The organism is Nonomuraea sp. NPDC049624, assembly GCF_040675255.1.
GTDB lineage: Bacteria > Actinomycetota > Actinomycetes > Streptosporangiales > Streptosporangiaceae > Nonomuraea.
In genome coordinates, this window is record NZ_JBFAOR010000004.1 from 376,963 (window position 1) to 399,763 (window position 22,801).

Here is a 22,801-nt window from a genome sequence, read left to right on the forward strand (position 1 = left end):
CGCTTTCCCGAAACGTACGGCCGTCCCCCTGCGAGCGTCAAGTGGGACGGTGACGACGCCGGCGGGCGGAGGCGGACCCTCCGCCCGTGCGCCGGCGGGCGGAGGCGGACCCTCCGCCCGTGCGCCGGCGGGGGAGCTAGCCGTCGAGCCGGGCCAGCGCCTTGGCGATGGGGTGGGCCGCGAGCGAGAGCTGCCACTCACGCGCCCCGAGCGCGCGCAGCCGCGCGGTCACGCTCTCGTCGGTGATCTCGGCGGGGGGTTCCCAGGTGAGCCTGCGCACCGCGTCGGGCTGGAGCAGGTTCTCCGTGGGCATGCGGTGCTCCTCGGCCAGCGCGGCCACCACGGCCCGCGCCGCCGCCAGACGCTTGGCCGCCGCCGGGTCGCGGTCGGCCCAGCGGTTGGGCGGAGGCGGCCCGTCGCCGGGCGTGCTCGGCTGGGGCAGCTCGCCGTCGGGCAAGGTCCGGGCCCGGTTGACGGCGGCCAGCCAGTCGTTCATGTACCGGCGGGCGCTGCGGCCGGTGAAGGCCGAGATCTCGGTCAGGGCCTTCTTGGTGCGGGGCCCCTCAAGGGCGGCGGTGACGATCGCGGCGTCGGGCAGCACCCGGCCGGGGGCCAGGTCGTTCTCCCTGGCGATCGTGTCGCGCATGGTCCACAACTCGCGCACGATGGCCAGCGCGCGCACGTTGCGCACCTTGTGGATGCCCGACGTACGCCGCCACGGGTCGGAGCGCGGCACCGGCGGCGGGGTGTTGAGCACGGCCGCGAACTCCTCGCGCGCCCACTCCAGCTTCCCCGACGCGGCCAGCTCCTGGTGGAGCATGTCGCGCAGCTCGACCAGGACCTCGACGTCGAGGGCGGCGTAGCGCAGCCAGTCCTCAGGCAGCGGCCTGGTGGACCAGTCGGCGGCCGAGTGGCCCTTCTCCAGCCGCAGCCCGAGCACGGTCTCGACCATCGTGCCGAGCCCGACGCGTTCGTAACCGAGCAGCCGGCCGGCCAGCTCGGTGTCGAAGATCTCGCGCGGCTTGAAGCCGACCTCCATCAGGCACGGCAGGTCCTGGGACGCGGCGTGCAGCACGACCTCGGTGCCGGTGAGCGCGGCGTCGAGCGCCGACAGGTCGGGGCAGCCGACCGGGTCGATCAACGCGGTGCCGGCTCCGGCCCGGCGGAGCTGGACCAGGTAGGCCCGGTTGCCGTAGCGGTAGCCGGAGGCACGCTCGGCGTCGACCGCCACGGGCCCGGTGCCCGCGGCGAAGGCGTCGACGACCCGCGCCAGCCCTTGCGCGTCGGCGATCACCGGGGGGATGCCCTCGCGGGGTTCGAGCAGGGGCTCGACTGTGCGTTCTTCTGTCATGAGCTCACCGACCTCATGACGCTGGTGCTGTCTTGACTGGTGCCCTCACTTCGTACGGTCACTCTCCGGATCATCACGTCGGCGTGGCAGCGCGGCCACGTCGGGCGGGAGCGGCGGGATCCCCGCCGCCAGGCACATGAGGTCGCACCAGGCGGCGACGTGGCCGGACAGATCCTCATCGGCGGGCGACCAGGAAGCACGCAGCTCGAGCTCGGTCGTGACGGGATCTTCCGCCTTGTTGCCGAAACCCTCGGACACGGCTCTAGTCACGGTACCGCCCGCGGCGGAGTAGTCGGCTTCGTGCGCCTCCAGGGCCTCGGTCAGCCAGCTCCACACGACCGGGCCGAGCAGCGGGTCGGAGGTGATCTCCGGCTCCATGTCGGCCCGGACGTAGGCCACCAGCCGGAACGGGCCCTCCCAGCCGCGCTGGCCGTCGGGGTCGTAGAGCAGGATCAGCCGGCCGACCGCGAGCTCGTCGTCGTCGCGGTAGACCGAGGCGCCGATGGCGGCCGAGTAGGGGGCCAGCCGCTGCGGCGCGGGGAGGTCCTCCAGCTCGATCTCCGGTCTGACCTCGGACAGCCGCAGGCTCTGCGCCGCGCGGGTGAACGCGGCGGGCGGCGGTGGCTGGTCACCGAGGGTCATAGCCGAAGCGTAGGTCGAGGACGGACGGAAGGGGACCACGGGGGTGCTCATCCTTGGTGATCAAGCCGCTGCCGTAACCAGCTGGCGAACCGGTCGGGTGGTCTCGGCCGAGCCGAGCAGGATCGCGTGGCCGCATTCGGCGCAGGCCCATTCCGGGCACTCGCCAGGACCGTGTCCGTCGAAGCAGGGCGGCTGCTCGAACAGCCGCTCGCCGGCGCAGGCAGCACAGCGCTCGCTGCGAACCTCCGGGGAACTCCACAACGCGGTCATCGCACCAGTCATCGAACCGGGGCCTTTCTTCGGGTCGTGGCTCCGACGTTGGCACGAGCCGCTGACAATTCCCCGCAACGCGCTCGGCGTGTCCCGAAAGTGGTCGCTGAATCGGTGCCGCGCGGTGGGTTGGTGAACATTTGGTCCAGTCGAGACCGGCTCTCTGGGCGTGCATGGGGTGTGTTCGACCCGTGTGCGACGCCGCTGCCGGGCAGACCGGTAAACCTTCATCTGGCTATCTGATCATGATTTTGGGTATCCAATGCATGTTTTTCCGACACCTCGCGCCGATGTCCCGGCCGATCCGGTCACCTCGCGTCCGATGTCCCGGCCGATCCGGTCACCTCGCGTCCGATGTCCCGGCCGACCGGGTGCCATGGCACCCTTGGAGGGTGAATCTCGCCGACTCAGCCTTCCTGCGCGCCTGCCGCAGGCAGCCCGTCCCGCACACCCCGGTCTGGTACATGAGGCAGGCCGGGCGCTCGCTGCCCGAATACCTGAAGGTCCGCGAGGGTGTGCCGATGCTCACCGCCTGCGCGACGCCCGACCTGATCGTCGAGATCACCATGCAGCCCGTGCGCCGCTACGGCGTCGACGCGGCCATCTTCTTCAGCGACATCGTCGTCCCGCTCAAGGCCATCGGCGTCGACCTCGACATCAAGCCGGGCGTCGGCCCGGTCGTCGCCGACCCGATCCGCGACGCGCGGGCCGTGCAGGCGCTGCGCCCGCTGGAGCCGGACGACGTGCCCTACGTGACGGAGGCGATCTCGGCCCTGGTCGGCGAGCTGGGCGGCACCCCGCTGATCGGCTTCGCCGGCGCGCCCTTCACGCTCGGCTCCTACCTCATCGAGGGCGGCCCGTCGAAGAACCACGACCGCACCAAGGCCATGATGTACGGCGAGCCCGCCCTGTGGCACTCCCTCATGGAACGCCTGTCCGACATCGTGCTGGAGCACCTGCGCATCCAGATCGCGGCCGGCGCCTCGGCGATCCAGCTCTTCGACTCGTGGGTGGGCGCGGTGGCCCCGGAGGACTACCGCGAGTTCGTCCTGCCCCACACCCGGCGCATCTTCGAGGGCGTCACGGGCGTGCCCCGCATCCACTTCGGCGTGGGCACCGGCGAGCTGCTCGGCGTGCTCGGCGAGGCCGGGGCCGACGTCGTGGGCGTCGACTGGCGGGTGCCGCTCGACGAGGCGGCCCGGCGCGTCGGGCCGGGCAAGGCGCTGCAGGGCAACCTCGACCCGGCGATCCTGCTCGCGCCGTGGGAGGTCGTGGAGCGCAGGGCCCGCGAGGTGCTGCGGCGCGGCGCGGCGGCCGAGGGGCACGTGTTCAACCTCGGCCACGGCGTGCTCCCCTCGACCGACCCCGACCAGCTCAAGCGCCTGACCGACCTGGTGCACGAAGCGGGCGCCTGACCGTCACGCCGGCCTGGTGCACGAAGCGGGCGCCTGACCGTCACGCCGCCGACGGCCCGGGCTCGGCGGGCTCGGCGGGGTCGGGCGCGGCCGGCTTGGCCGGGTCGGGCCCGGCGGGGGGCGCGGGACGGCGCGCGCGGTTGCGCCGCACCAGGAACACCGCCGCGGTCACCAGCGGCGTCAGGACGACCAGCCACGGCAGCAGCGCGCCGAACACGGTCAGCGCCGTCTTGGTGAACGACACCAGCGCCTCCCACCCGGTCTTCAGCCCGCCGAGGAAGCCCGCCGGCTCCTCGGCCGGGTCCTCGACCACGGCCACCGGCCCGACCAGCCGGAGCGTCAGCGTGGCCATCGCGACCTGGGTGGACAGCTCCTTCTGCTGGGCCTGCAACGCCTCCAGGTCCGCCTCGCGGGAGTTGATCTCCCGCTCCACCTGCAGCACCTGACCGATGGTCTCGGCCTTCTTCAGCAGCGTGCGCAGCGACTCCAGCGACTTCTGCGCCGACTTCAGCCGGCTCTCGACGTCGGCGACCTGGAGGGTGACGTCCTGGGTGCCCTGGGTCATCGAGAGCTGCTTGCCCAGCTCCTTGCCGAGCCTGGCGGTCACGTCGGCGTACCGGGCAGGCGGGATCTTGAACTCCAGCAGGGCCGTGTCCTCGGTGTCGCCGGCCGACTCGGCCTCCTCCTTCGACAGGTAGCCGCCCGCCGCCGTGACGAGCTGCTTGGCCTGCTGCGCGGCCGCGGTGACCTGCTTGGCGCGCACGGTCATGCTGCCGGTGTAGATCACCTGCCGGTCCGGCTGCCGCTGGGCCGGTTTGACACCGGCGACCGCGCTGTCGCCGTCCTGCGGCGCGGCCTGCTTCCTCGGCGCGGCCAGGTCCCGTGCCTCGGGGGCGGCCATGGCCTGCGAGGCCACCGCGGGCGAGCCGCCCGACGCCATCTCGACGTTGCCGCCGCCGCAGCCCGCGAGCAGCAGCGTGGCGCAGGCCGAGAGCGCGATGCCCAACCGGATTCTCCTCATGCCCTCTATGACGGAAACGGGATCACCCCGGTTTGGCGACATACATCACGGTAGGGTCACGTGCCCCGATCAGCTGGGCGGTCGGCCGAGGCGGTAGCGTCAGGAGACGTGGAAGGGAAACGGGCGCACGTCGTCGTCATCGGCGGCGGGATCTCCGGCCTGGCGGCCGCGTGGTTCCTCCGTCAGGGTACGAGCGAGCACGTCAAGGTCACCGTGTTGGAGGGCAGCCCCCGCCTCGGTGGCAAGCTGCACGCCTCCGAGGTCGCGGGGGTGAGCCTCGACGCCGGGGCCGAGGCCATGCTGGCCCGGCGGCCGGAGGGCGTCGAGCTGGCCAAGTCCGTCGGGCTGGAGGACGAGCTGGTCCTGCCCGGCACCGTGCGGTCGGCCGTCTACTCCAGGGGCGCGCTGCGGCAGATGCCGAAGGGGCACGTCATGGGCGTGCCGGCCGACCTGGCGGAGCTGGCCAAGTCCGGCATCATCTCGCCCGGCGGCCTGCTGCGGGTGCCGCTCGACCAGGTCCTGCCGGCCACGCTGGTGCGCACCGACGTGTCCGTGGCCTCCTACATCCGGGCCAGGATGGGCGGCGAGATCGTCGAGCGCCTGGTCGAGCCGCTGCTCGGCGGGGTCTACGCCGGCCGTTCCGACATGTTGTCGCTGGAGGCGACGATGCCGCAGATTGCGGCCGTCGCCAGGGGTGAGCGCTCGTTGCTGAACGCCGCCCGGCACATCGTCGAGGAGGCGCCCAAGAACGGCGGACCGGTCTTCACGACGCTGCGCCAGGGCCTGGGCGGCCTGCCCGAGGCGGTGGCCAAGGCGTCCGGGGCCGACGTCCGCACCGGCGTGACCGTGCGCGAGCTCCACCGCACCGAGCACGGCTGGCGGCTGGTCGCCGGGCCGGTGCCGCGGCCCGAGGTGATCGAGGCCGACGCCGTGATCCTGGCCACGCCCGCGCCCGCCACCGCCCGCCTGCTGAAGGCCGAGGTGCCCAAGGCCGCCGCCGAGCTGGCCAGGATCGAATACGCCAGCATGGCCGTCGTCACGCTCGCCTACCCGATCGGCGCGCTCCCGCAGCCGCCGACCGGCAGCGGCTACCTGGTGCCGCCGGTGGAGGGCCGGCCGGTCAAGGCGGTGACGTTCAGCTCGGTCAAGTGGCCCCACCTGGCCCAGGACCTGCTGCTCGTACGCTGCTCGGTCGGCAGGATCGGCGAGGAGCACCTGCTCCAGCGCGACGACGCCGAGCTGGTGTCGCTGGCCATGGCCGAGCTGGCCGACGTGATCGGCGTGCGCGGCCTGCCGGTCGACAGCCGGGTCACCCGCTGGGGCGGCGGGCTGCCGCAGTACAACGTGGGCCACCTCGACCGGGTGGCCAGGGTGCGCGCCGCGGTCTCGGGCGCCGCCGGGCTCGCCGTGTGCGGCGCGGCCTACGACGGCATCGGCGTCCCCGCCTGCATCGCGACCGCCCGCACGGCCGCGGCCCGGATTCTGGACCACCTGTCGCGAGAAGGAGAATGAGGGACATGACAGAGGGCGCGCCGCGGCTGAAGGCCCGCGATCTCAACCAGGTGATCCGTTACACCATGTGGTCGGTCTTCCAGGTGACCGAGCAGGTCCCGGGCAACCGGGAGAACATGGCCGACGAGGTCGAGGAGCTGCTCGCACAGGCGGCCGGGAAGGACGTCGTGACCAGGGGGGTCTACGACGTCGCCGGCTTCCGTGCCGACGCCGACTACATGTTCTGGTGGCACGCGCCCACGCCCGAGGACCTCCAGGACGTCTACTCCCGGTTCCGCCGCACCGGCCTCGGCCGGCACAGCAGGCCGGTCTGGTCGGCCATGGCGCTCCACCGGCCGGCCGAGTTCAACAAGTCCCACATCCCGGCCTTCCTGGCCGAGGAGGAGCCGCGGGCGTACGTCAGCGTCTACCCGTTCGTGCGCTCCTACGAGTGGTACCTGCTGGAGGACTCCGAGCGGCGGGCGATGCTGGCCGAGCACGGCCGGATGGCCCGCGACTACCCCGACGTGCGGGCCAACACCGTGGCCTGCTTCTCGCTCAACGACTACGAGTGGATGCTGGCGTTCGAGGCCGACGAGCTCCACCGCATCGTCGACCTGATGCGCACGCTGCGCGGCGCGCAGGCCCGCCGCCACACCCGCGTGGAGATCCCGTTCTACACGGGCGCCCGCAAGCCGGTGCAGGAGCTGGTCGCGGCCCTCCCCTAGCGATCGTGGCGGCCAGGGGCGGCAGGGGCGGTCAGGGACATCGAGGCCAACTTGACGATCTCCCTGAAGTGATCTATCCCCTTTGTCACAATCGAGGGTGAATTCCCTTTCGGTGGCGTGACGTCGGTGGCACGGGCCACGCAGGGGCTAGGAGGGCCGGGTGGAACAGTCCGCGGAAGGTCAGGGCCCCGGGCGCCGGCGCGCGCCGGGCCGTCATGCGGCGTTACCGGACACGACACCGGCCGCCCGGCAGACCGGCGGCCGGGCGGAGTCCCGTACCGGCGAGCGGGCTGAGGCGCGTGCGGGTCACGCACGGGTGACCGGCGGGCGGACTGAGGCGCGTACCGGGCACGCGCGGGTGACCGGCGGCCCGGCGGAGGTGCGTACGGGACGCGGGCGGCGTGGGCGGCGGCGGCGCGGGCGTACGGGAACACGGGGCCTGGCGGCGGGCGCGGTGGCGCTGGCCGGGGGAGTGGCGCTGCTGCTCGGCCTGAACGGCGCGCTCGGCGGAACGGTCACCGCCTCCGGAGCCGCGGCCGGCGCGGAGGGCGCCACGGCCCGGCAGGACCCGGCGGCCGAGGGCGGCGTCCCGGCGAACCCGGGACGGGCGCCGGCCAGCGGCAAGGGCGCCGCGGAGGCGCGCGAGCTGCCGAAGGGCCAGGCCCGGCCGAGCACGCCGGCCGCCGACCCCGCCGGCTCAGGGAGGCCCGCCAGAACCGGCGCCGCCGACCCCGCCGCGAAGCCGGACGCCGTCCAGGGCGGGCCGGACACCGTCACGGGGCAGACCGAGACCGGTGACGCCCAGGTCAGCCTGCCCGAGGCCGACGAGCCGGGCGATGCGAAGGGCGACGCCAAGGGCGGCGACTCGGGCGGTTACAAGGCCGACGGGCCGTCGCGGCACACCGACCGGGAGGCCGCCGAGTACTTCCGCGCCCGGTGGGGGCGGGGCGACAAGGCGATGAAACACCTCAAGGACATCCGCACCGTAGGCGGATATTTGCGCATTTACACGAACTTACCGGACAGCGCCGACAACTCCGCCACGGCCATCACGCTGTGCAAACGCGGCCTGGAGTACCTCAGGGCGAACGGCGTGAAGCGCCCGATCGTGTTCGTGCAGGCGGAGTTCGGCGAGAACGGGAACCCCGTCCTCGCCAACATCCTGGGCCCGTCCGATCACAACTGCCGGGTCACGTACCCCCGGCCGAACTGACGCGGGCCGGGAGGCGCGGGCCGGCTAGCGCACCCGGACCCTCGTCTTCGAGCACACTTCACACCGCTGAGTCACGACCCGCCCGATCGTCTCAATCGTCACCCAGCGGTGGCGAAGATGGACACGGCCCACAAGCAGGCCCCTACCCCTTGTGGACGATCGGTACGCTCTGTCGCTGATCGATCACCCCTTGGGTTCGAGCCTCAGGGAGACCGAGTTGATGCAGTAACGATCGTCGGTCGGCGTCGGATAACCCTCGCCGTGGAAGACGTGACCGAGGTGGGAGTCGCAGCGGGCGCAGCGCACCTCCGTGCGCACCATGCCGTGACTGTTGTCCTCGATCAGCCTCACCGCCTCCGACCCCGACGGCTCGAAGAAGCTCGGCCATCCGCAGTGCGACTCGAACTTCGTGTCGGACCGGAACAGCTCGGCGCCGCAGGCGCGGCACGAGTACACGCCCTCGGTCTTGGTGTCGACGTACTCCCCCGTGAACGGGCGCTCGGTCCCGGCCTCCCTGAGCACGTGGAACTCCTCAGGAGAAAGCCTGGCCCGCCATTCGGCCTCGCTCTTGACCACCTTGTCCATGCGTCCAGACTACGAGATCCGGCAAAAAGAGATCTCCGGAGGGTGAAGCATCCTTTCTCGGCCGAATTCGCGTCTTTGTCGGTAAGGGGGTGTCATCGCCTCCTGCCAAGGGGTGAGATCGTCCGCGGCTCGCCGTAGCGGCACAGCCCACGCCCGTGCTGGCGCCGCTGGCGACCCGAGATGGCCGGCCGGGTGGCGCGCCAGCGCCCGGAACGGCGATGGATGATCTTAGGTCCGTCCCGTCGAGCCCCGGTCCCGCCACCGACGCGGCTCCGGGACGGGCCCACCTCTCACGTCGGCTCTTTGGTCGGCCCTGCTGTCGGCTCGGCTGTCGGCTCTGTCGTCGGCTGTTCTGTCGGGGCGGGGGAGTAGGTTCGGTGGCATGGCATCGCCGTTCATAGAGCTCAAGGTGGGGGAGCGGACCGTCAAGGTCACCAATCCCGACAAGGTCTACTTCCCGGAGATCGGGGCGACAAAGCGGGAGCTGGTCGAGTACTACGTGAGCGTCGGCGAGGGGGCCCTGCGCGCGCTCAGAGACCGGCCGACCAACATCAAGCGCCATCCCGACGGCGTCCAGACCGAGGCCATCTACCAGAAGCGCATGCCGCCCAGGCATCCCGAGTGGCTGCAGTCGGTCACGGTCACCTTCCCCAGCGGCCGCACCGCCGACTCGCTCCGGGTGACCGAGGTCGCCGCGATCGCCTACTGCGCCAACCTGGGCACGATCGACTTCCATCCCTGGCAGGTGCGGGCCGCCGACGTCGAGCACCCCGACGAGCTGCGCATCGACCTCGACCCGCAGCCCGGCCTGGAGTTCGACGCCGCCCGCCGGGCCGCCGAGCGCACCCGCGAGGTGCTCGACGAGCTGGGCATGGCGGGGTTCGTCAAGACGTCGGGCAACCGCGGCGTGCACATCGCGGTGCGCATCGAGCCCCGCTGGGACTTCGTCCAGGTGCGGCACGCCGGCATCGCGCTGGCCAGGGCGGTCGAGGCCCGCGACCCCGCCCTGGTGACCACCGCGTGGTGGAAGGAGGAGCGCGGCGACCGCGTCTTCATCGACTTCAACCAGAACGCCAGAGACCGCACCGTCGCCAGCGCCTACTCCGTCCGGGCCCGCCCGCACGCCCCCGTCTCGACCCCGCTGACCTGGGACGAGCTGGCCGACGCCGACCCGCGCGACTTCGACATCCGCACCGTCCCGGCCCGCTTCGCCAAGCTGGGCGACGTGCACGCGGCCATCGACGACCGGGCGTACTCGATCGAGCCGCTGCTGGAGATGTACGCCGCCGACGACCGCGGCGACCTGCCCTACCCGCCCAACTACCCGAAGATGCCGGGCGAGCCCAAGCGCGTCCAGCCCAGCAAGGCCAGGAACGCGCCGGAGGAGAAGTGATCACTCACTTGTCGGGCGCAGCGGGAGTCTCGGTCACCGACGGCTGACCTCCGGGGCGACGGCAACCCGAAAGGCCGGCTCCCCCGCCCGACGGCAACGCGAAAGGCCGGCCCGCGTCGGGGAGCCGGCCTTTTCGCGGGAGCCGGTCAGCAGGTGTCGGCTCCGTCGAAGGTGCGCACGCCGCGCGGCACGCGCGAGTAGATGGTCTCGCCGGGGTCCACGGTCTGGCACGCGCCGTCCGTCCCGCGCGCCCAGATGATCTTCAGTCGGAGCCGGTAGCCGCAGTCGTTGCGGGCGTAACCGGTCTTGGTGAGGGTCCCGGTGTTCTGCCAGACGGTCACGCACGACGGCGCGTTCCCGGCCGGCGCCGCCCAGGCCGGCAACGAGCTGAAGGTGCAGCACGTGACGGCGAGGGTGACGAGGGCTGCGCGGGTGGCTGGGCGCATGTGAGGTGTCCTTCCGTTCCGGCCTCGGCCAGGCGGCTGCCTGGGCAGGGGGCGAGGTGGAGACATAGGTGAACATCTCAGATCGATAACGGCGGTGGCGATCGTGACCTGGTACAGGATGAGAGCCGCAGGTCTGGGCGTGTCGCGCGTAACGCTGGGACGACGCTTCCGAAAATGTGGTCGAGTCCCCACAAACCCCTGCGCCCCTTCCGCGTGACGAAACGCCCCGGACGGCAGGACGGCGAAACCCTTCGGACGGCATGACGCCGGAGGCCACGCGTTTCGGGCCGAACTTGTCAGGCGTTTCCCGCATCGAAACGGTCATGAACTCAAGCGCCACGCACAAGAGCAGCCCGATGGCCCGCCGACTCCGCGTCTGGGCGTCGACCGTCGCCCTGTCGACCTCACTGGCGCCGATCCTCGCCACGGGCGCCGCCTTCGCCGCGACCGGCCCGGCGGCGACCGACCCGTTCCGGGGCCTCGACTGGGCGCCCGTCGTGGAGCGGGCGCTGCACTGCCCCAAGCCGGGCCCGAAGGACAAGTGGTACGTCGTCCGCGCCCGCGTGGCCGCCGTCGGCGACCTCACGCGGGACGGGCGTCCCGACACCGTCGTCACCTCGTCCTGCCCGAGCCCCACGGCGGGCAACCCGGTGACGGCCTTCGTCTACGACGGCGCGTCCCGGCGTTCGGCCCCGCGTCTGATCGGCACGCTCGGCAAGAACCGGTACTTCAAGACCCAGACCGTCGCCGTCCAGCACGGCGAGGTGCGCCTGAGCGGCAAGGTGGTCAGCGACAAGGCTCCCCGGTGCTGCCCCGACCTGCTCGTCCGCCAGACCTACAAGTGGACCGGCAAGGCGTTCCAGCGGACGTCGGAGAAGCTGGCCAAGCTCTCCTGAGGCGGCCGGCGGCTGTGGGCCGCACGGCCGGACCCGGCGCCTGGGACGGGGCCCGACGGCCCGGCCGTGCGGCGGCACAGGAGGTGCGGCCGAGAACGAAGGTAACTCCCGTAACCCCCGCCGGGGGAGAAATCGGATGGGTAACTTCCGCTCCCGGTAGGAGATTCCTCCTCCAGATAGAAGAATCCTCACCCCAGCGGAAACGCCGCAGCACCCTCCGGGAACAGCCCGGACGGGTGCGGAGCGGAAAGCTCAGCGAGAGCTCGGCCGAAGCTCAGCGGCGTACGAGGTGGTGTGGCGCCAGTTCGCGGGTTTCGCCGCGTTCCAGGTAGACCACCCGGTCGGCCAGGCCCACCTGCTCGATGTGGTGCCGGAAGTCGTCCAGCGGTGAGCTGAAGACGCCGTAGTCGTCGTAGTGCACCGGCACCACGGTGTGCGGGTTGATCAGGTCGACCCAGGTCGCGCCCTGCTCGCCGTCCATGGTGACCAGCAGGGTGCCGAGCAGGCGGGTGCCGCCCAGGTGCACGAGTGCGAGGTCGACCTCCGGGAAACGACGCGGGATCGCCTCCAGGCGGCGGTCGAGCAGGGTGTCGCCGCTGATGTGCAGGCGCAGCTCCACCAGGCCCTCGGGGCCGCGGAACTCCAGCATCGTCCCGATCACCGGCGGCAGCAGCGCCTCGGCGGGGCCGGGCGCGTGCCGGGCGGGCAGGGCGGTGACGGTCACGCTGCCCTGCGGGCCGCTCAGCTCGTGCTGCTCCCACACCTCCAGGCCCGTGCTGCGGCCGAACCCGCGGCGGCGCAGCGTGCGCGCCGCCTGCCGGGTGGTGATGATCTGGGTGCCCTTGTCCAGGCCCTTCTCCGTCACCCGGTCCCAGTGGTCCCCGTGCAGGTGCGACAGCACCACCGCGTCGATAGGCGGCAGGTCCGACACGTCGATGGCCGGGTCCTTCAGCCGTCGCGAGCTCAGGCCGTAGCCCAGGTACGCCCGCTGGCCGCGGTGCAGGAAGTTGGGATCCGTCAGCAGCGTGAAGCCGTTGTAGCGGATCAGCGTGGTCGCGTTGCCGATGAACTGCAGGCTGCCCTTCATCCGGCTCACCCCGGATACGGCGGGTGCTGGCCCGGAGGCACGCCGCCGCCCTTGCCGCCGCCCTTGTGCCCCTTGTCGCTGCCGTGCGGGCGGCCGGCCCGCTTGCCGCCGCTCTTGGACTCCGGCACGGCGTCGGTGGATTTCGAGTTCGCGCCGGACTTACCCGACCGGCGAAGTTCGGGCTGTTGCGGATTACTCATGGCTTTTGTCCCCCTTTGCGGCTTATCACCTACCTCGCTGCTCCGCCGCCAAACCCTCCGCCAAACCCGTCGCCAAACCCGTCGCCAAACCCGTCGCCAAACCCGTCGCCAAACCCGTCGCCAAACCCGTCGCCAAACCCTCCGCCAAACCCTCCGCCAAACCCTCCGCCAAACCCTCCGCCCGTGGCGCCTACCGGGTCAGGCCCGCGTCGTGTGCGATGAGGCCCGCCTGGGTGCGGTTGCGGCAGCCCAGCTTGTCCAGCAGGCGCGACACGTAGCCCTTGATGGTGGGTTCGGCCAGGTGGAGGCGGGCGGCGATGCGCGCGTTCGACAGCCCCTCGCCGAGGCAGGTCAGCACCTCGCGCTCGCGTTCCGTCAGCGACTCCAGCAGCTCGCGGGCGCGGGCGCGGGCCGGGTCCGCCGCGGCCGAGGCCGCCACCAGCCTGCGGGCGGCGATCGGCGACAGCACGGTGTGCCCCTCGGCGGACACCCGGACGAGCCCGATCAGCTCCTCCGGCGGCGTGGACTTGACCAGGAAGCCGGCCGCGCCCGCGCGCAGTGCGCGCAGCACGTACTCGTCGGCGTCGAACGTCGTCAGCACCACGACGACCGGCGGCCGGGGCAGCTCGGCCAGGCGTTCGATCGCGGTGAGCCCGTCCACGCGGGGCATGCGCAGGTCCATGAGCACCACGTCCGGACGGCTGCGCACGACCGCCTCGACGCCGGCGGCGCCGTCGTGGGCCTCGTCCACGACCTCGATGTCGGGCGCCGAGCCGAGGATGGTGCGCAGGAAGCGGCAGACCATCGGCTCGTCGTCCACGACCACGACCCTGATCATGTCGCCACGTACGCCGGGAGAACGGCCTCGACGGTGAACCCGCCGTCGGGGGCCGGCCCGGCGCGCAGCGTGCCGTGCACGACCTCGACCCGCCGTCGCAGGTCCGCGATGCCGAGGCCGGAGCCGGTGCCGGCCAGGGGGCCGCCGGGCAGGCCGGTCGGCGGCGTGTTGCGCACCGTGAGCCGTACCCGCGCCTGGCCGTACTCGATCCGCACCTGCACCCGCGCGCCCGGCGCGTGCTTGCGCACGTTGGTCAGCGCCTCGCGCACGATCCGGTACGCCGTGCGCCCCACCACCGGCGAGGCCAGCGCCCGGTCGCCCTCCTCGACCAGCTCGGCCGGGGTGCCCACGGAGGCGGACTCGGCGACCAGCGCGGCGAAGTCGGCCGCGGTCGGCGGCACGTCCGGCTCCGGCGCGGTGCGCAGGACGCCGATCAGGTCCCGCAGCTCGTCGAGCACCTGGCAGCCCGCGGCCCGCAGCTCCTCGGCGGTCTGCCGGGTGTGCTCGTCGGCCGCGGTGACCCGCAGCGCGCCGGCCTGCAGCACCATGAGGCTCACCCGGTGGGTGACGACGTCGTGCATCTCGCCGGCCAGCCGGGCGCGCTCCTCGGCGCGGGCCTGCTCGGCCAGCAGGTGCCGCTCGCGTTCGGCCCGCTCGGCGCGTTCGACCAGCATCCTGAGCACCCGCCGCCGCCCGTCGAGGTAGAGCGCGAGCAGCGGGCCGACGGCCGTGCGCAGCACCCCGTCGATGAGCACCCCTGCCGACGGGTCCCACACCCGCGCGATCACCATCGTGTACGCGGCCAGCGCGGCGACGGCGATCCGCCGGTCCCTGTGGTCGTAGAGCGGTCCGTAGGCCGCAGCGATGGTCGCGAACGGCGCCCACACGTTCCCCTGCCCGGCCGGGACCAGCAGCCCGACCGGCGAGATGAGCAACGTCACCACCAGCGTGTACGTCCCCAGCACGGCCAGGACCGTCAGCGGCGCCCGGCGGCGGGCCACCAGCGACAGGCAGGCGGCCGCCTGGACCGCCAGCAGCGCCCAGGCGAGCGGACCCGGACGCTCGGGCCACCACGACAGGCCGAGCAGCGTCGAGCCGGTGTCCAGCAGCGCGAAGCCGCCCGCGATGCCCACGTCCAGCACGAGGGAACGGCGACACGCCCCTGCACCCATGCCGCAAACGCTACGACATCCCCGTATGTCGTAAATATCGGGTAAGTGGGAAACCATACGAAAGTCGCATGCGCTCCCGCCGATCGTCGCCCCCACCCCCGACGGCCCGCTCTGCCGCACGGCCACCCCGCCGCCGTGCAATGGACCCATGACGAACCTCCCCCCGCTGGGCCGCTACGAGATCGACACCGAGAACTCCGCGATCCGCTTCACCACCCGGCACCTGTCCGGCCTCGCCCGCGTCCGCGGCACCTTCGACGTCAGGGGCGGCACCGTGGACGTCGCAGAACCGCTCGCCGACTCCCGCGTGCGCGTGGAGATCGACGCCGCCGGCTTCCACACCGGCAACCACCGGCGCGACGAGACCGTGCGCTCCGCCCGCTTCCTCGACGCCGCCGACCACCCCGTCATCACCTTCACCGGCGGCCCCGCCGCCGACGGCACGCTGACCGGCACACTCACCGTGACCGGCGTCGAGCGCCCGCTCACCCTCACCGTCGAGCGCTGCGACGTGACCGCGAACGGCTTCACCGTCGTGGTCGCCGCCCGCGTGGACCGCACCGCCTTCGGGGTGACCGCCATGCCCGGGATCGCCGCCCGTCACCTGGCGATGTCGGCCGAGGTCAGGTGCGTGCGGGCGGGCGTCACGGATCGCGCGGAAGCCCCAGCGCGCGCTCGGCGATGATGTTGAGCTGCACCTCGGTGGTGCCGCCGCCGATGGTGAAGGCCCGGGTGGTCAGGATCATGCGGTTCCAGTGGCGGTCGGACGGCGCCAGCGACCAGCAGAACTCCGAGACCGCCTGCGCGTGCCGCATGCCGAGCAGCTTGCGCACGCTGGAGGCGGGCCCCGGGTCGGCCCCGGCCAGCCTGGACAGCGTCACGCGCAGCCCGAGCGCCGAGATCGCCTGGCCCTCGGCCCACAGGCGGCCCGCCTGCTCGCGTTGCGACTGCCGCAGCGGCGGCAGGGTCCCGATCAGCCGGACCATGTCGGTGTGCCGGGAGCCCGGGCCCCAGGAGTCGCCGAGCGCGACGCGCTCGTGGGAGAGCGTGTCGCGGGCCACCCGCCAGCCGCCGTCCACCTCGCCCACCACCAGATCGTCCGGGACGAAGACGTCGTCGAGGAAGACCTCGTTGAAGATCTCGTCCCCGTTGATCTCCTTGAGCGGCCTGACCGTGACGCCGGGGGCGGACATGTCCACCAGGAAGTACGTGATCCCCTCGTGCTTGGGTCTGCCGGGGGAGGTGCGGGCCAGGCAGATGCCCCAGTGGGCGTACTGGGCGAGGGACGTCCAGATCTTCTGGCCGGTCAGCGACCAGCCGCCCGCCACGCGGACGGCCCTGGTGGACAGAGCGGCCAGGTCGGACCCGGCGCCCGGCTCGCTGAACAGCTGGCACCACACGAGCTCGCCGGTGAACGTCCTGGGCAGGAAACGCTCCTGCTGCTCGGGGGTGCCGTACGTGACGATGGACGGCACCGCCCAGGCGGCGATCCCCAGGTTGGGACGCCTGAGGTCGCGGAACTCCTGGTGGATGATCACCTGTTCCAGCGGCGTGGCCGCGCGGCCCCACGGCCGGGGCAGGTAGGGCATGATCCAGCCCTCCCGCGCGAACCGGCCCAGCCGGGCGAGCGGCTCCTCGCGCCGCAACGACTCGGCCTCCGCCCTGATCGCCTCCCTGAGCGGCACGGACTCCTCGGGCAGATCGGGCTCCATCGCGCGGCGGACGCCCGCCAGGGCCAGCTCGGCGACCTGCTCGGCCCACGGCCCCGGGTCGCCGGCGAGCATGCGGCCGGACAGGGCGCGGCGGTAGTGGCGGTGGGCGTCGTGCTCGAAGGTGTAGCCGATGCCGCCGAGCACCTGGATGGCGTCGGCCGCGCAGCGCACCGCCGCGTCCGGCCCCAGCACGGCCGCCACCCCGACGGCCAGCCGCACATCGTCCCGGAGCCCGCCGGACCCGCCGAACCCGTTGGACGCGCCGGGCCCGGAAGGCGCGCCGGGCGAGTCGGACGCGCCGGGAGAGCCGGACGTGCCCGGTCTGTCAGTGGGCGGAGTGTCCAAGGCGCGGGCGGCGTCCCAGACGGCGGCGCGGGCCTGCTCCAGGGCCACCAGGGCGGCCGCCACCCGGTGCTTGACGCCCTGGAACTGGCCGATCGGGCGGCCGAACTGCTCGCGTACCTTGGCGTGGGCGGCGGCCGTGCCGACCGCCCAGGCGGCGGTGCCGCACGCGTCCGCGCCGAGCAGCACCGCGGCCAGCGCCCGCACCGGCACCGGCCCCAGCAGACGCTCCGGCGGGACGTCGCGGCCCATGACGGGCGTGACCGCGCACAGCTCCCGGTCCAGATCGACGCCCTCGGCGGGCTCGGCACGCACGCCGGCCCGGTCGAGCAGCGCCCACCCGTCACCGTGCGGCACGAGGAACAGGTCGGCCCCGGCCGCCCCGAGGGCGAGCGGCCCGAGCGCGACGGCCGCCGTCAGCGACCCGTCGGCCAGCCCGCGCAGCAGGCCGGGCGCGGGTCTCCCGGACCGGGCGAGCGCCGCCGAGGCCAGCACGACCGGCAGGTACGGCCCCGCCACCCGCAGCTCGCCCAGCACCTCCAGCGCCACGCACAGCTCGACCAGCCCGTACCCCTGCCCGCCGTGCTCCTCCGGCAGGTGCAGGCCCAGCAGCCCCTGCCCGGCCAGCGCCAGGTGCTCGACGGTACGCCCCGCCAGCCCCCGCACGGAGTGCGCCAGCGCCCGGTGTTCCTCGGTCAGCCCGATCCCCATGGACGAACACTAGAACGATATTCGGTCGATCTCCAGGGCCCGGAAAAACCGTTGGCGCGCGACCGTCGGGGGCGATTACCCTGGCAACCGTCCCGTCCGGTGCGATTTTTGGAGGTGGGTTGATGCCCGGCACGGCGCCCAGCGCGCCTCTCCGTGTCACGGGTGTGCCCGCCTCCCCTGTGTTCCAGAGCCTGAGGACGAGTATCTGAAGCCCTGGCCTCAGTGGGCCGGACCGCCTGTGACACCAGCGTGCCTGTGAGGCCCGCTCGGCGCTCCCTTGCTGCCTTTTTTCACGACAAATCCGGCAAGGAGAACCCAGGTTGTCTGCCAACGGCAAACCTCGTTCCATCATCAGCACCGACACCTTCGCCTGCGTCCGCTGCGGCCTGACCGTCGCCGCGTACGCGCCCGGCGGCGTCCGCCGCAACCACTGCCCGAGCTGCCTGCACTCGTTGCACGTTCTCGACCGGGTCGAGGGCGGCCCGTCGGAGTGCAGGTCGCGGATGAACCCGATCTCCATCGCGGTCCTCCGCACCGGCGACTGGATGATCATCCATCGCTGCTCGCGCTGCGGCGAGCTGACGTCCAACCCGATCTGCGGGGACGACAACCAGCTCATCCTCATGCGCATGGCCGTACGCCCGCTCGCGCAGCCGCCGTTCCCGCTCGAAGCGTTCGGCGACCTGTGACATGCCCAGGAGGAACCCTGGCCGGGCCAGGCCGCAACAGCCCAAGGCGGTGCAACGTGGCGAGCGCGGCGACGCGTTCCGCTGCGTCGGCTGCCGGCTGGACGTACCGATGGACGCGCCGGGCACGGCGCACCGCAACCACTGCCCGCACTGCCTGACCAGCCTGCACGTCGACCACCGGATCCCGGGGGACCGGCGGGCGGGCTGCCGGGGCCCGATGGCGGCGCTGAGCGTCACCGTCAGGACGGACGGGGAGTGGCTGATCATCCACCACTGCCAGGCGTGCGGCGGGCTCAGCGCCAACCGCATCGCCGGCGACGACAACGCGCTGGCCCTGCTGCGCATCGCCGTACGGCCGCTGTCCGACAGCCGCCTGCCGGTGAACGCCCTGCTGGCGCTCTGACAACAGGCGCATTCAAGTGCCCAACGGCGGGCCGCCCCCCGGGGCGGCCCGCCCCTCGCGACGGCCTAGTCGTCGCCGAACTCCAGGCGCAGCGCCAGCGTGAAGTCGCTCACCGCCTCCTCGTGCCGCTCCATCTCCTGGAAGATCTCGCCGCGCACCCGGTAGGCCCAGATGTACTCGGGGTCCAGCTCGATGGCCCGGTCCAGGTCGCGCAGCGCGGCCTCGTTGTCGCCCATCTCGCTCAGCACCGCGCCCCGGCTGCCGAACGCGCGGTCGTTGTCGGGGTCGAGCTCGACCGCGCGGTTCAGGTCGCCCAGCGCCTCCTGGTAGCGGTCGATCATGCGCAGCGCCTCGCCGCGCCGGCTGAGCGCCCGCACGTGGTCGGGGTCGGCCTCCAGGGCCCTGGTGTAGTCGGCGATGGCCTCGCTGTAGAGGTGCATGCGCTGGTACAGGTCACCGCGCGCCACCCACGAGTACGCCAGCTCCTCGTTCAACGCGATGATCTTGGCGTGCTCGTCCAGGGCCTCGTCCAGCCGGTCCATGTCCACCAGGGCGTCGGCCTTGGCCTCCAGGATCCACAGGGACTCGGGGGCGAGGGTGAGCGCGTGGTCGAAGTCGTCCATCGCCTCCTCCAGCCGGCCGAGCGCCGCGTACGCCTGCCCGCGCGAGCCCAGCGCGTACGCGCTGTCGGGTTCCAGTCTCAACGACTCGTCGAAGTCGGCCAGGGCGGCCTCGTACCGCTCGATGACCCGATGGCTCTCGCCGCGCAGCCGCCAGGCCCGGGCGTTGTCCGGGACCAGCGTTATCGACTCGGTCAGATCGGCGATAGCGGCCTCGTGCCGCGACAGCGCGATGTACGATTCGGCTCGGCTGCGCAGCACGGACGCGCGCGACTGGGCGGCTGCCTCGGACAGCTCGGTCAGCTCGGACTGGTCGTTGATCCCCTCGCTCATGGAGGGAATCTATCTAACTAAATCTGGATGATGGCTGCCTTTTCCCTGGTGTACTCCAGCACGGAATCGTGGCCGTACCCGCTGTCCTTCACGCCGCCGAACGGCAGGCCCGGCGGCATCTGGCGGTAGGTGTTCACCCACACGGTGCCGCTCTGCAGATCCCGCACGAACCGGTGCGCCCGCCCGAGGTCCCGCGTCCACACCCCGGCCGCCAGCCCGTACGGCGAGTCGTTGGCGATCTCCAGCGCCTGCTCGTCGCTCTCGAACGGGATGGCCACCGCCACCGGCCCGAAGATCTCCTCCTGGCAGATGCGCAGGCCGTTGTCCTCGGTCGTGTAGAGCGTGGGCGCCACCCAGTAGCCGCCCGGCAGGCCGGGCACCACCTCGGCCCCCGACCGCCCGCCGAAGACCAGTTCGGCCCCCTCCTTCTCGGCCGTCTCCAGGTACGAGCGCACCCGCTCGAACTGCCCGGCCGACACGATCGGGCCCATGGTCGTGGCCAGGTCGAGGGGGTCGTCCAGGACCAGACCGGCGCAGATGCGCCTGATCCGCCCGAGCAGGTCGTCCCAGATCGACCGGTGGACGAGGATGCGCGAGCCGGCCACGCACACCTGCCCGGCGTTGCCGGTGTAGACGGAGTTCACGGTGACGCCCTGCGCGGCGGCGTCCAGGTCGGCGTCGGGGAAGACGATGTTGGGCGACTTGCCGCCCAGCTCGAACGTCAGCGGCTTCAGCGCGTCCGCCGAGGCCCGGGTGATGGCCTGGCCGGTGGCCGTGGAGCCGGTGAGGCTGATCTTGCCGACGTCCCGGTGCCGGACGAGCGCGTCGCCGACCTCCTCGCCGAGCCCGCTGACGATGTTCAGCACGCCGGGCGGGAACACCTCGGCCAGCAGCTCGCCCAGCCGCAGCACCGACGCGCCGGCCTGCTCGGCCGGCTTGACGATCACCGTGTTCCCGGCGGCCAGGGCGTAGGCCGCCTTGGCGGAGAAGGTGGAGATGGGGGAGTTCCAGGGGATGATGCAGACCGCCACCCCGTACGGCTCGCGCCGCGTCAGCCCGAGCGTGTCGGGCCCGAGCAGGACGGTGTCGCCCTTGACCGCCTCCAGGCACTGCCCGGCGGCCAGCTGCCACAGGTGGGCCATGCCCGGCAGGTCCTTCTTGAGCGTGTCGCGCAGGATGCGGCCGTTGTCGCGGGTCTCCAGCCGGGCCAGTTCCTCGGCGTGCCGGGCGAACAGCTCCGACACCTTGCGCAGGAAGTGCGCCCGGCCCAGCGCGGGCATGGCCGACCAGGCGGGGAAGGCCGCCCGCGCCGCCGCGACGGCGGCCTCGGCCTCGCGTGCGCCACTGGCCGGGATCCGGGCCCACGCCTCGCCCGTGGCGGGGTTGACGGTGTCCATCGTCCGGTCCGCGGGGACCAGCTCGCCGCCTATGAGATTGCGGTAGTCAGGCACGCGCCCAAGCATATGCTTGCTTGCTACGACCAGGCCAGCCCCGGACGGATCGGGGCATAATGGTCTTCCGTGAAAATCGACCTGACCTGGCCGGAAACCGCCGACGAGCCCCTGCTCGCCGCCGTCCACCGCGTGCTGCACGCCGTCGTCGAGCTGGGAGGCGCGGTCGGCTACCTCGCGCCGCCCACCAGGGACGAGACCGACCCCTGGGTGGAGGCCACGCTCGCGATGGCCAGGACGGGCGAGGGGCGGCTCGCCCTGGCCACGGTCGACGGCACGGTGCAGGCCATGGGCCTGTGGCGGCGCGGCCAGGAGGCGGTCTTCCGGCACTCCGGCGAGATCGGCAAGGTCATGGCCCACCCGCAGGCGCGCGGGCTCGGCCTGGGCCGGGTGGTGGTGTCCGGCCTGGCGGACGACGCCCGCGCCGCCGGCATCGAGACGCTCACACTGCGGGCGCGCGGCAACAACCACGGCGCGATCGCGCTGTACCAGAGCCTCGGGTTCCGCGAGTGGGGGCGGCTGCCGAACGTGGTCGAGGTGGGCGAATGGCGCTTCGACGAGGTGAACATGTACCTGGAGCTCGGCCGCCCGCCCGGCACCATCCTGCACGGTTCCTCCCCAGGCGGCCCCGGCTCCTCTCCCCAGCCCGGCTCCCCACCGCAGCCTGGCTCACCGCGGCCCGGCTTCTCGCCGCAACCCGGCTAGGATCGGGGCATGCTGCTGGCCCCCGGAGTGCACGCCGTCGTCACCGACCGCCACGGAGGGGTCAGCGCCCCGCCGTACGGCTCGCGCAACCTCGGCGGCATGGTCGGCGACGACCCGGCGGCCGTACGGGCCAACCGCGAGGGCCTGGCGGCCGAGCTGGGCGTGCGCGCCGTCGTCTACATGCGCCAGGTCCACAGCGCCGAGGTCGCGTACGTGAGCGAGCCGTTCGGCGACGACCCGCCGCCGCTCGACGGCGTGTTCACCACCGAGCCGCGCCTGGCGCTGGCCTCGCTGGGCGCCGACTGCCCGGCCGTGCTGGTGGCCGACCCCGAGGCGCGCATGGTCGGCGCCGCCCACTCCGGACGTCCCGGCACCGAGGCGGGCGTGGCCACCGCCCTGGTCGAGGCCATGGCGGCCAAGGGCGCCCGGCCGGGCCGGATGGTCGCGCTGATCGGCCCCGGCGCCTGCGGCCGCTGCTACGAGGTGCCCGCGGAGCTGCGTGAGCAGGTCGCCTCGAAGGTGCCGCCGACGTGGTCCACGACGTCGTGGGGGACCCCGGCGCTCGACCTGCGGGCCGGGATCGAGTCCCAGCTCAGGGCGGCGGGCGTCGCCGACGTGCGGCACGACGCGCGCTGCACCATCGAGTCCGCCGAGCTCTACTCCCACCGCCGCGAACAGCCCGGCGGCCGCTTCGCCGGCCTCATCTGGCTGACCTGACCCGCAAGCCCGCCCGCGGCGGGGCTACTTCTCGCGGGAGCCGTTGAAGACGACGTTCACGATGATGATCCCGACCCAGATCGGGATCAGCGCCATCGCCCGCCCGCCGCCCGCGAAGGCGAGCGCGACCGTGGAGAGCGTGCCCAGGGAGAGCGAGACGATCGCCAGCGCCAGCCGCTGCCCGTCCGACCCCCTGGCGGGCGCCTTGGCCCGCGGCGCCGCGCCGGCCAGGCGCTCGTCGACCCGCCGGTCGACCTCCTGGCCCACCTTGTCGAGGAACGACTCCACCAGCGCGTCCTCGAAGTCGGGGCCGAGGTCGCGTCGCGCGGACACGGCCGCCTTGAGCTCATCACCGGTGGTCATAGGGAAG

General features: G+C 72.8%; 25 protein-coding genes. 11 read left to right on the top strand and 14 right to left on the bottom strand.

Going from position 1 to position 22,801, the window contains the following annotated elements:
- Window positions 1-136 precede the first annotated feature (136 nt).
- Window positions 137-1,351: a ribonuclease D gene (locus tag AB0J76_RS18085; RefSeq protein ID WP_352325052.1), complete on the bottom strand. Its 1,215-nt coding sequence runs from the start codon at window positions 1,349-1,351 to the stop codon at window positions 137-139.
- A 45-nt stretch (window positions 1,352-1,396) separates the two neighbouring features.
- Window positions 1,397-1,993 (bottom strand): DUF3000 domain-containing protein, encoded by a 597-nt coding sequence (locus tag AB0J76_RS18090; RefSeq protein WP_352325050.1) that lies wholly within the window; start codon window positions 1,991-1,993, stop codon window positions 1,397-1,399.
- A gap of 686 nt (window positions 1,994-2,679) precedes the next feature.
- Between AB0J76_RS18090 and hemE the strand changes: the two genes are divergently transcribed.
- Window positions 2,680-3,678 carry a uroporphyrinogen decarboxylase gene (gene hemE / locus AB0J76_RS18095; RefSeq protein WP_352325063.1) on the top strand — a complete coding sequence of 333 codons (999 nt, stop codon included), beginning with the start codon at window positions 2,680-2,682 and terminating at the stop codon, window positions 3,676-3,678.
- Between the two features lie 40 nt (window positions 3,679-3,718).
- Here the strand turns inward: hemE and AB0J76_RS18100 are convergent, their stop codons facing one another.
- Complete coding sequence (locus AB0J76_RS18100) at window positions 3,719-4,684, bottom strand: DUF4349 domain-containing protein (RefSeq protein WP_352325049.1); 966 nt, start codon at window positions 4,682-4,684, stop codon at window positions 3,719-3,721.
- A 123-nt stretch (window positions 4,685-4,807) separates the two neighbouring features.
- Between AB0J76_RS18100 and hemG the strand changes: the two genes are divergently transcribed.
- From hemG to AB0J76_RS18115, 3 genes are all read left to right on the top strand, one after another.
- A complete protein-coding gene (hemG, locus tag AB0J76_RS18105; protein WP_352325048.1) occupies window positions 4,808-6,211 on the top strand; it encodes a protoporphyrinogen oxidase in 1,404 nt (467 codons plus the stop codon).
- Window positions 6,208-6,918 carry a hydrogen peroxide-dependent heme synthase gene (gene hemQ, locus AB0J76_RS18110; RefSeq protein WP_352325047.1) on the top strand — a complete coding sequence of 237 codons (711 nt, stop codon included), beginning with the start codon at window positions 6,208-6,210 and terminating at the stop codon, window positions 6,916-6,918. The genes hemG and hemQ overlap by 4 nt, the downstream gene beginning before the upstream one ends.
- 160 nt (window positions 6,919-7,078) lie before the next feature.
- Window positions 7,079-8,131 carry a hypothetical protein gene (locus AB0J76_RS18115; protein WP_352325046.1) on the top strand — a complete coding sequence of 351 codons (1,053 nt, stop codon included), beginning with the start codon at window positions 7,079-7,081 and terminating at the stop codon, window positions 8,129-8,131.
- Window positions 8,132-8,314: 183 nt separating this feature from the next.
- On the opposite strand, the gene msrB is transcribed toward AB0J76_RS18115, so the two are convergent.
- Together msrB and AB0J76_RS18125 are read right to left on the bottom strand one after the other, a co-directional pair.
- The gene (gene msrB / locus AB0J76_RS18120) at window positions 8,315-8,716 is read right to left on the bottom strand and encodes a peptide-methionine (R)-S-oxide reductase MsrB (protein WP_352325044.1); all 402 of its coding nucleotides are present in this window, start codon (window positions 8,714-8,716) and stop codon (window positions 8,315-8,317) included.
- A 290-nt stretch (window positions 8,717-9,006) separates the two neighbouring features.
- Entirely contained in the window at window positions 9,007-9,105 is a 99-nt protein-coding gene (locus AB0J76_RS18125) for a PT domain-containing protein (RefSeq protein ID WP_352325043.1), read from the bottom strand.
- Between AB0J76_RS18125 and ligD the strand changes: the two genes are divergently transcribed.
- Window positions 9,099-10,109, top strand: coding sequence for a non-homologous end-joining DNA ligase (gene ligD, locus AB0J76_RS18130; protein WP_352325042.1), 1,011 nt, complete (start codon window positions 9,099-9,101; stop codon window positions 10,107-10,109). The genes AB0J76_RS18125 and ligD overlap by 7 nt on opposite strands.
- A 146-nt stretch (window positions 10,110-10,255) precedes the next feature.
- Here ligD and AB0J76_RS18135 read toward each other — a convergent pair whose 3' ends face one another.
- Window positions 10,256-10,555 (bottom strand): hypothetical protein, encoded by a 300-nt coding sequence (locus tag AB0J76_RS18135; protein ID WP_352325041.1) that lies wholly within the window; start codon window positions 10,553-10,555, stop codon window positions 10,256-10,258.
- Between the two features lie 323 nt (window positions 10,556-10,878).
- Between AB0J76_RS18135 and AB0J76_RS18140 the strand changes: the two genes are divergently transcribed.
- A complete protein-coding gene (locus AB0J76_RS18140; RefSeq protein ID WP_364389941.1) occupies window positions 10,879-11,451 on the top strand; it encodes a hypothetical protein in 573 nt (190 codons plus the stop codon).
- A gap of 274 nt (window positions 11,452-11,725) precedes the next feature.
- On the opposite strand, the gene AB0J76_RS18145 is transcribed toward AB0J76_RS18140, so the two are convergent.
- From AB0J76_RS18145 to AB0J76_RS18160, 4 genes are all read right to left on the bottom strand, one after another.
- The gene (locus AB0J76_RS18145) at window positions 11,726-12,538 is read right to left on the bottom strand and encodes an MBL fold metallo-hydrolase (RefSeq protein ID WP_352325672.1); all 813 of its coding nucleotides are present in this window, start codon (window positions 12,536-12,538) and stop codon (window positions 11,726-11,728) included.
- A gap of 5 nt (window positions 12,539-12,543) precedes the next feature.
- Entirely contained in the window at window positions 12,544-12,738 is a 195-nt protein-coding gene (locus tag AB0J76_RS18150) for a hypothetical protein (protein ID WP_352325673.1), read from the bottom strand.
- A 190-nt stretch (window positions 12,739-12,928) separates the two neighbouring features.
- Entirely contained in the window at window positions 12,929-13,576 is a 648-nt protein-coding gene (locus AB0J76_RS18155) for a response regulator transcription factor (protein WP_352325674.1), read from the bottom strand.
- Window positions 13,573-14,748: a histidine kinase gene (locus tag AB0J76_RS18160; RefSeq protein ID WP_352325675.1), complete on the bottom strand. Its 1,176-nt coding sequence runs from the start codon at window positions 14,746-14,748 to the stop codon at window positions 13,573-13,575. Before AB0J76_RS18160 ends, AB0J76_RS18155 begins: the two co-directional genes overlap by 4 nt.
- A 148-nt stretch (window positions 14,749-14,896) precedes the next feature.
- Between AB0J76_RS18160 and AB0J76_RS18165 the strand changes: the two genes are divergently transcribed.
- Window positions 14,897-15,433 carry a YceI family protein gene (locus AB0J76_RS18165; protein WP_352325677.1) on the top strand — a complete coding sequence of 179 codons (537 nt, stop codon included), beginning with the start codon at window positions 14,897-14,899 and terminating at the stop codon, window positions 15,431-15,433.
- On the opposite strand, the gene AB0J76_RS18170 is transcribed toward AB0J76_RS18165, so the two are convergent.
- Window positions 15,393-17,513 (bottom strand): acyl-CoA dehydrogenase, encoded by a 2,121-nt coding sequence (locus AB0J76_RS18170; protein WP_352325678.1) that lies wholly within the window; start codon window positions 17,511-17,513, stop codon window positions 15,393-15,395. The genes AB0J76_RS18165 and AB0J76_RS18170 overlap by 41 nt on opposite strands.
- A gap of 320 nt (window positions 17,514-17,833) precedes the next feature.
- Between AB0J76_RS18170 and AB0J76_RS18175 the strand changes: the two genes are divergently transcribed.
- Window positions 17,834-18,202, top strand: coding sequence for an RNHCP domain-containing protein (locus tag AB0J76_RS18175; RefSeq protein ID WP_352325680.1), 369 nt, complete (start codon window positions 17,834-17,836; stop codon window positions 18,200-18,202).
- Window position 18,203: 1 nt separating this feature from the next.
- Window positions 18,204-18,605 (top strand): RNHCP domain-containing protein, encoded by a 402-nt coding sequence (locus AB0J76_RS18180; RefSeq protein ID WP_352325681.1) that lies wholly within the window; start codon window positions 18,204-18,206, stop codon window positions 18,603-18,605.
- Between the two features lie 65 nt (window positions 18,606-18,670).
- Here the strand turns inward: AB0J76_RS18180 and AB0J76_RS18185 are convergent, their stop codons facing one another.
- Both AB0J76_RS18185 and AB0J76_RS18190 read right to left on the bottom strand, forming a co-directional pair.
- Complete coding sequence (locus AB0J76_RS18185) at window positions 18,671-19,558, bottom strand: tetratricopeptide repeat protein (protein ID WP_352325682.1); 888 nt, start codon at window positions 19,556-19,558, stop codon at window positions 18,671-18,673.
- Window positions 19,559-19,575: 17 nt separating this feature from the next.
- Window positions 19,576-21,009, bottom strand: a complete 1,434-nt coding sequence (locus AB0J76_RS18190) for an aldehyde dehydrogenase family protein (protein WP_352325683.1) — start codon at window positions 21,007-21,009, stop codon at window positions 19,576-19,578.
- A gap of 69 nt (window positions 21,010-21,078) precedes the next feature.
- Between AB0J76_RS18190 and AB0J76_RS18195 the strand changes: the two genes are divergently transcribed.
- Entirely contained in the window at window positions 21,079-21,714 is a 636-nt protein-coding gene (locus AB0J76_RS18195; protein WP_352325684.1) for a GNAT family N-acetyltransferase, read from the top strand.
- 9 nt (window positions 21,715-21,723) lie between these two features.
- Window positions 21,724-22,431, top strand: a complete 708-nt coding sequence (gene pgeF / locus AB0J76_RS18200; RefSeq protein WP_352325686.1) for a peptidoglycan editing factor PgeF — start codon at window positions 21,724-21,726, stop codon at window positions 22,429-22,431.
- A 24-nt stretch (window positions 22,432-22,455) separates the two neighbouring features.
- Here the strand turns inward: pgeF and AB0J76_RS18205 are convergent, their stop codons facing one another.
- A complete protein-coding gene (locus AB0J76_RS18205) occupies window positions 22,456-22,794 on the bottom strand; it encodes a hypothetical protein (RefSeq protein ID WP_352325688.1) in 339 nt (112 codons plus the stop codon).
- Window positions 22,795-22,801: the final 7 nt, after the last annotated feature.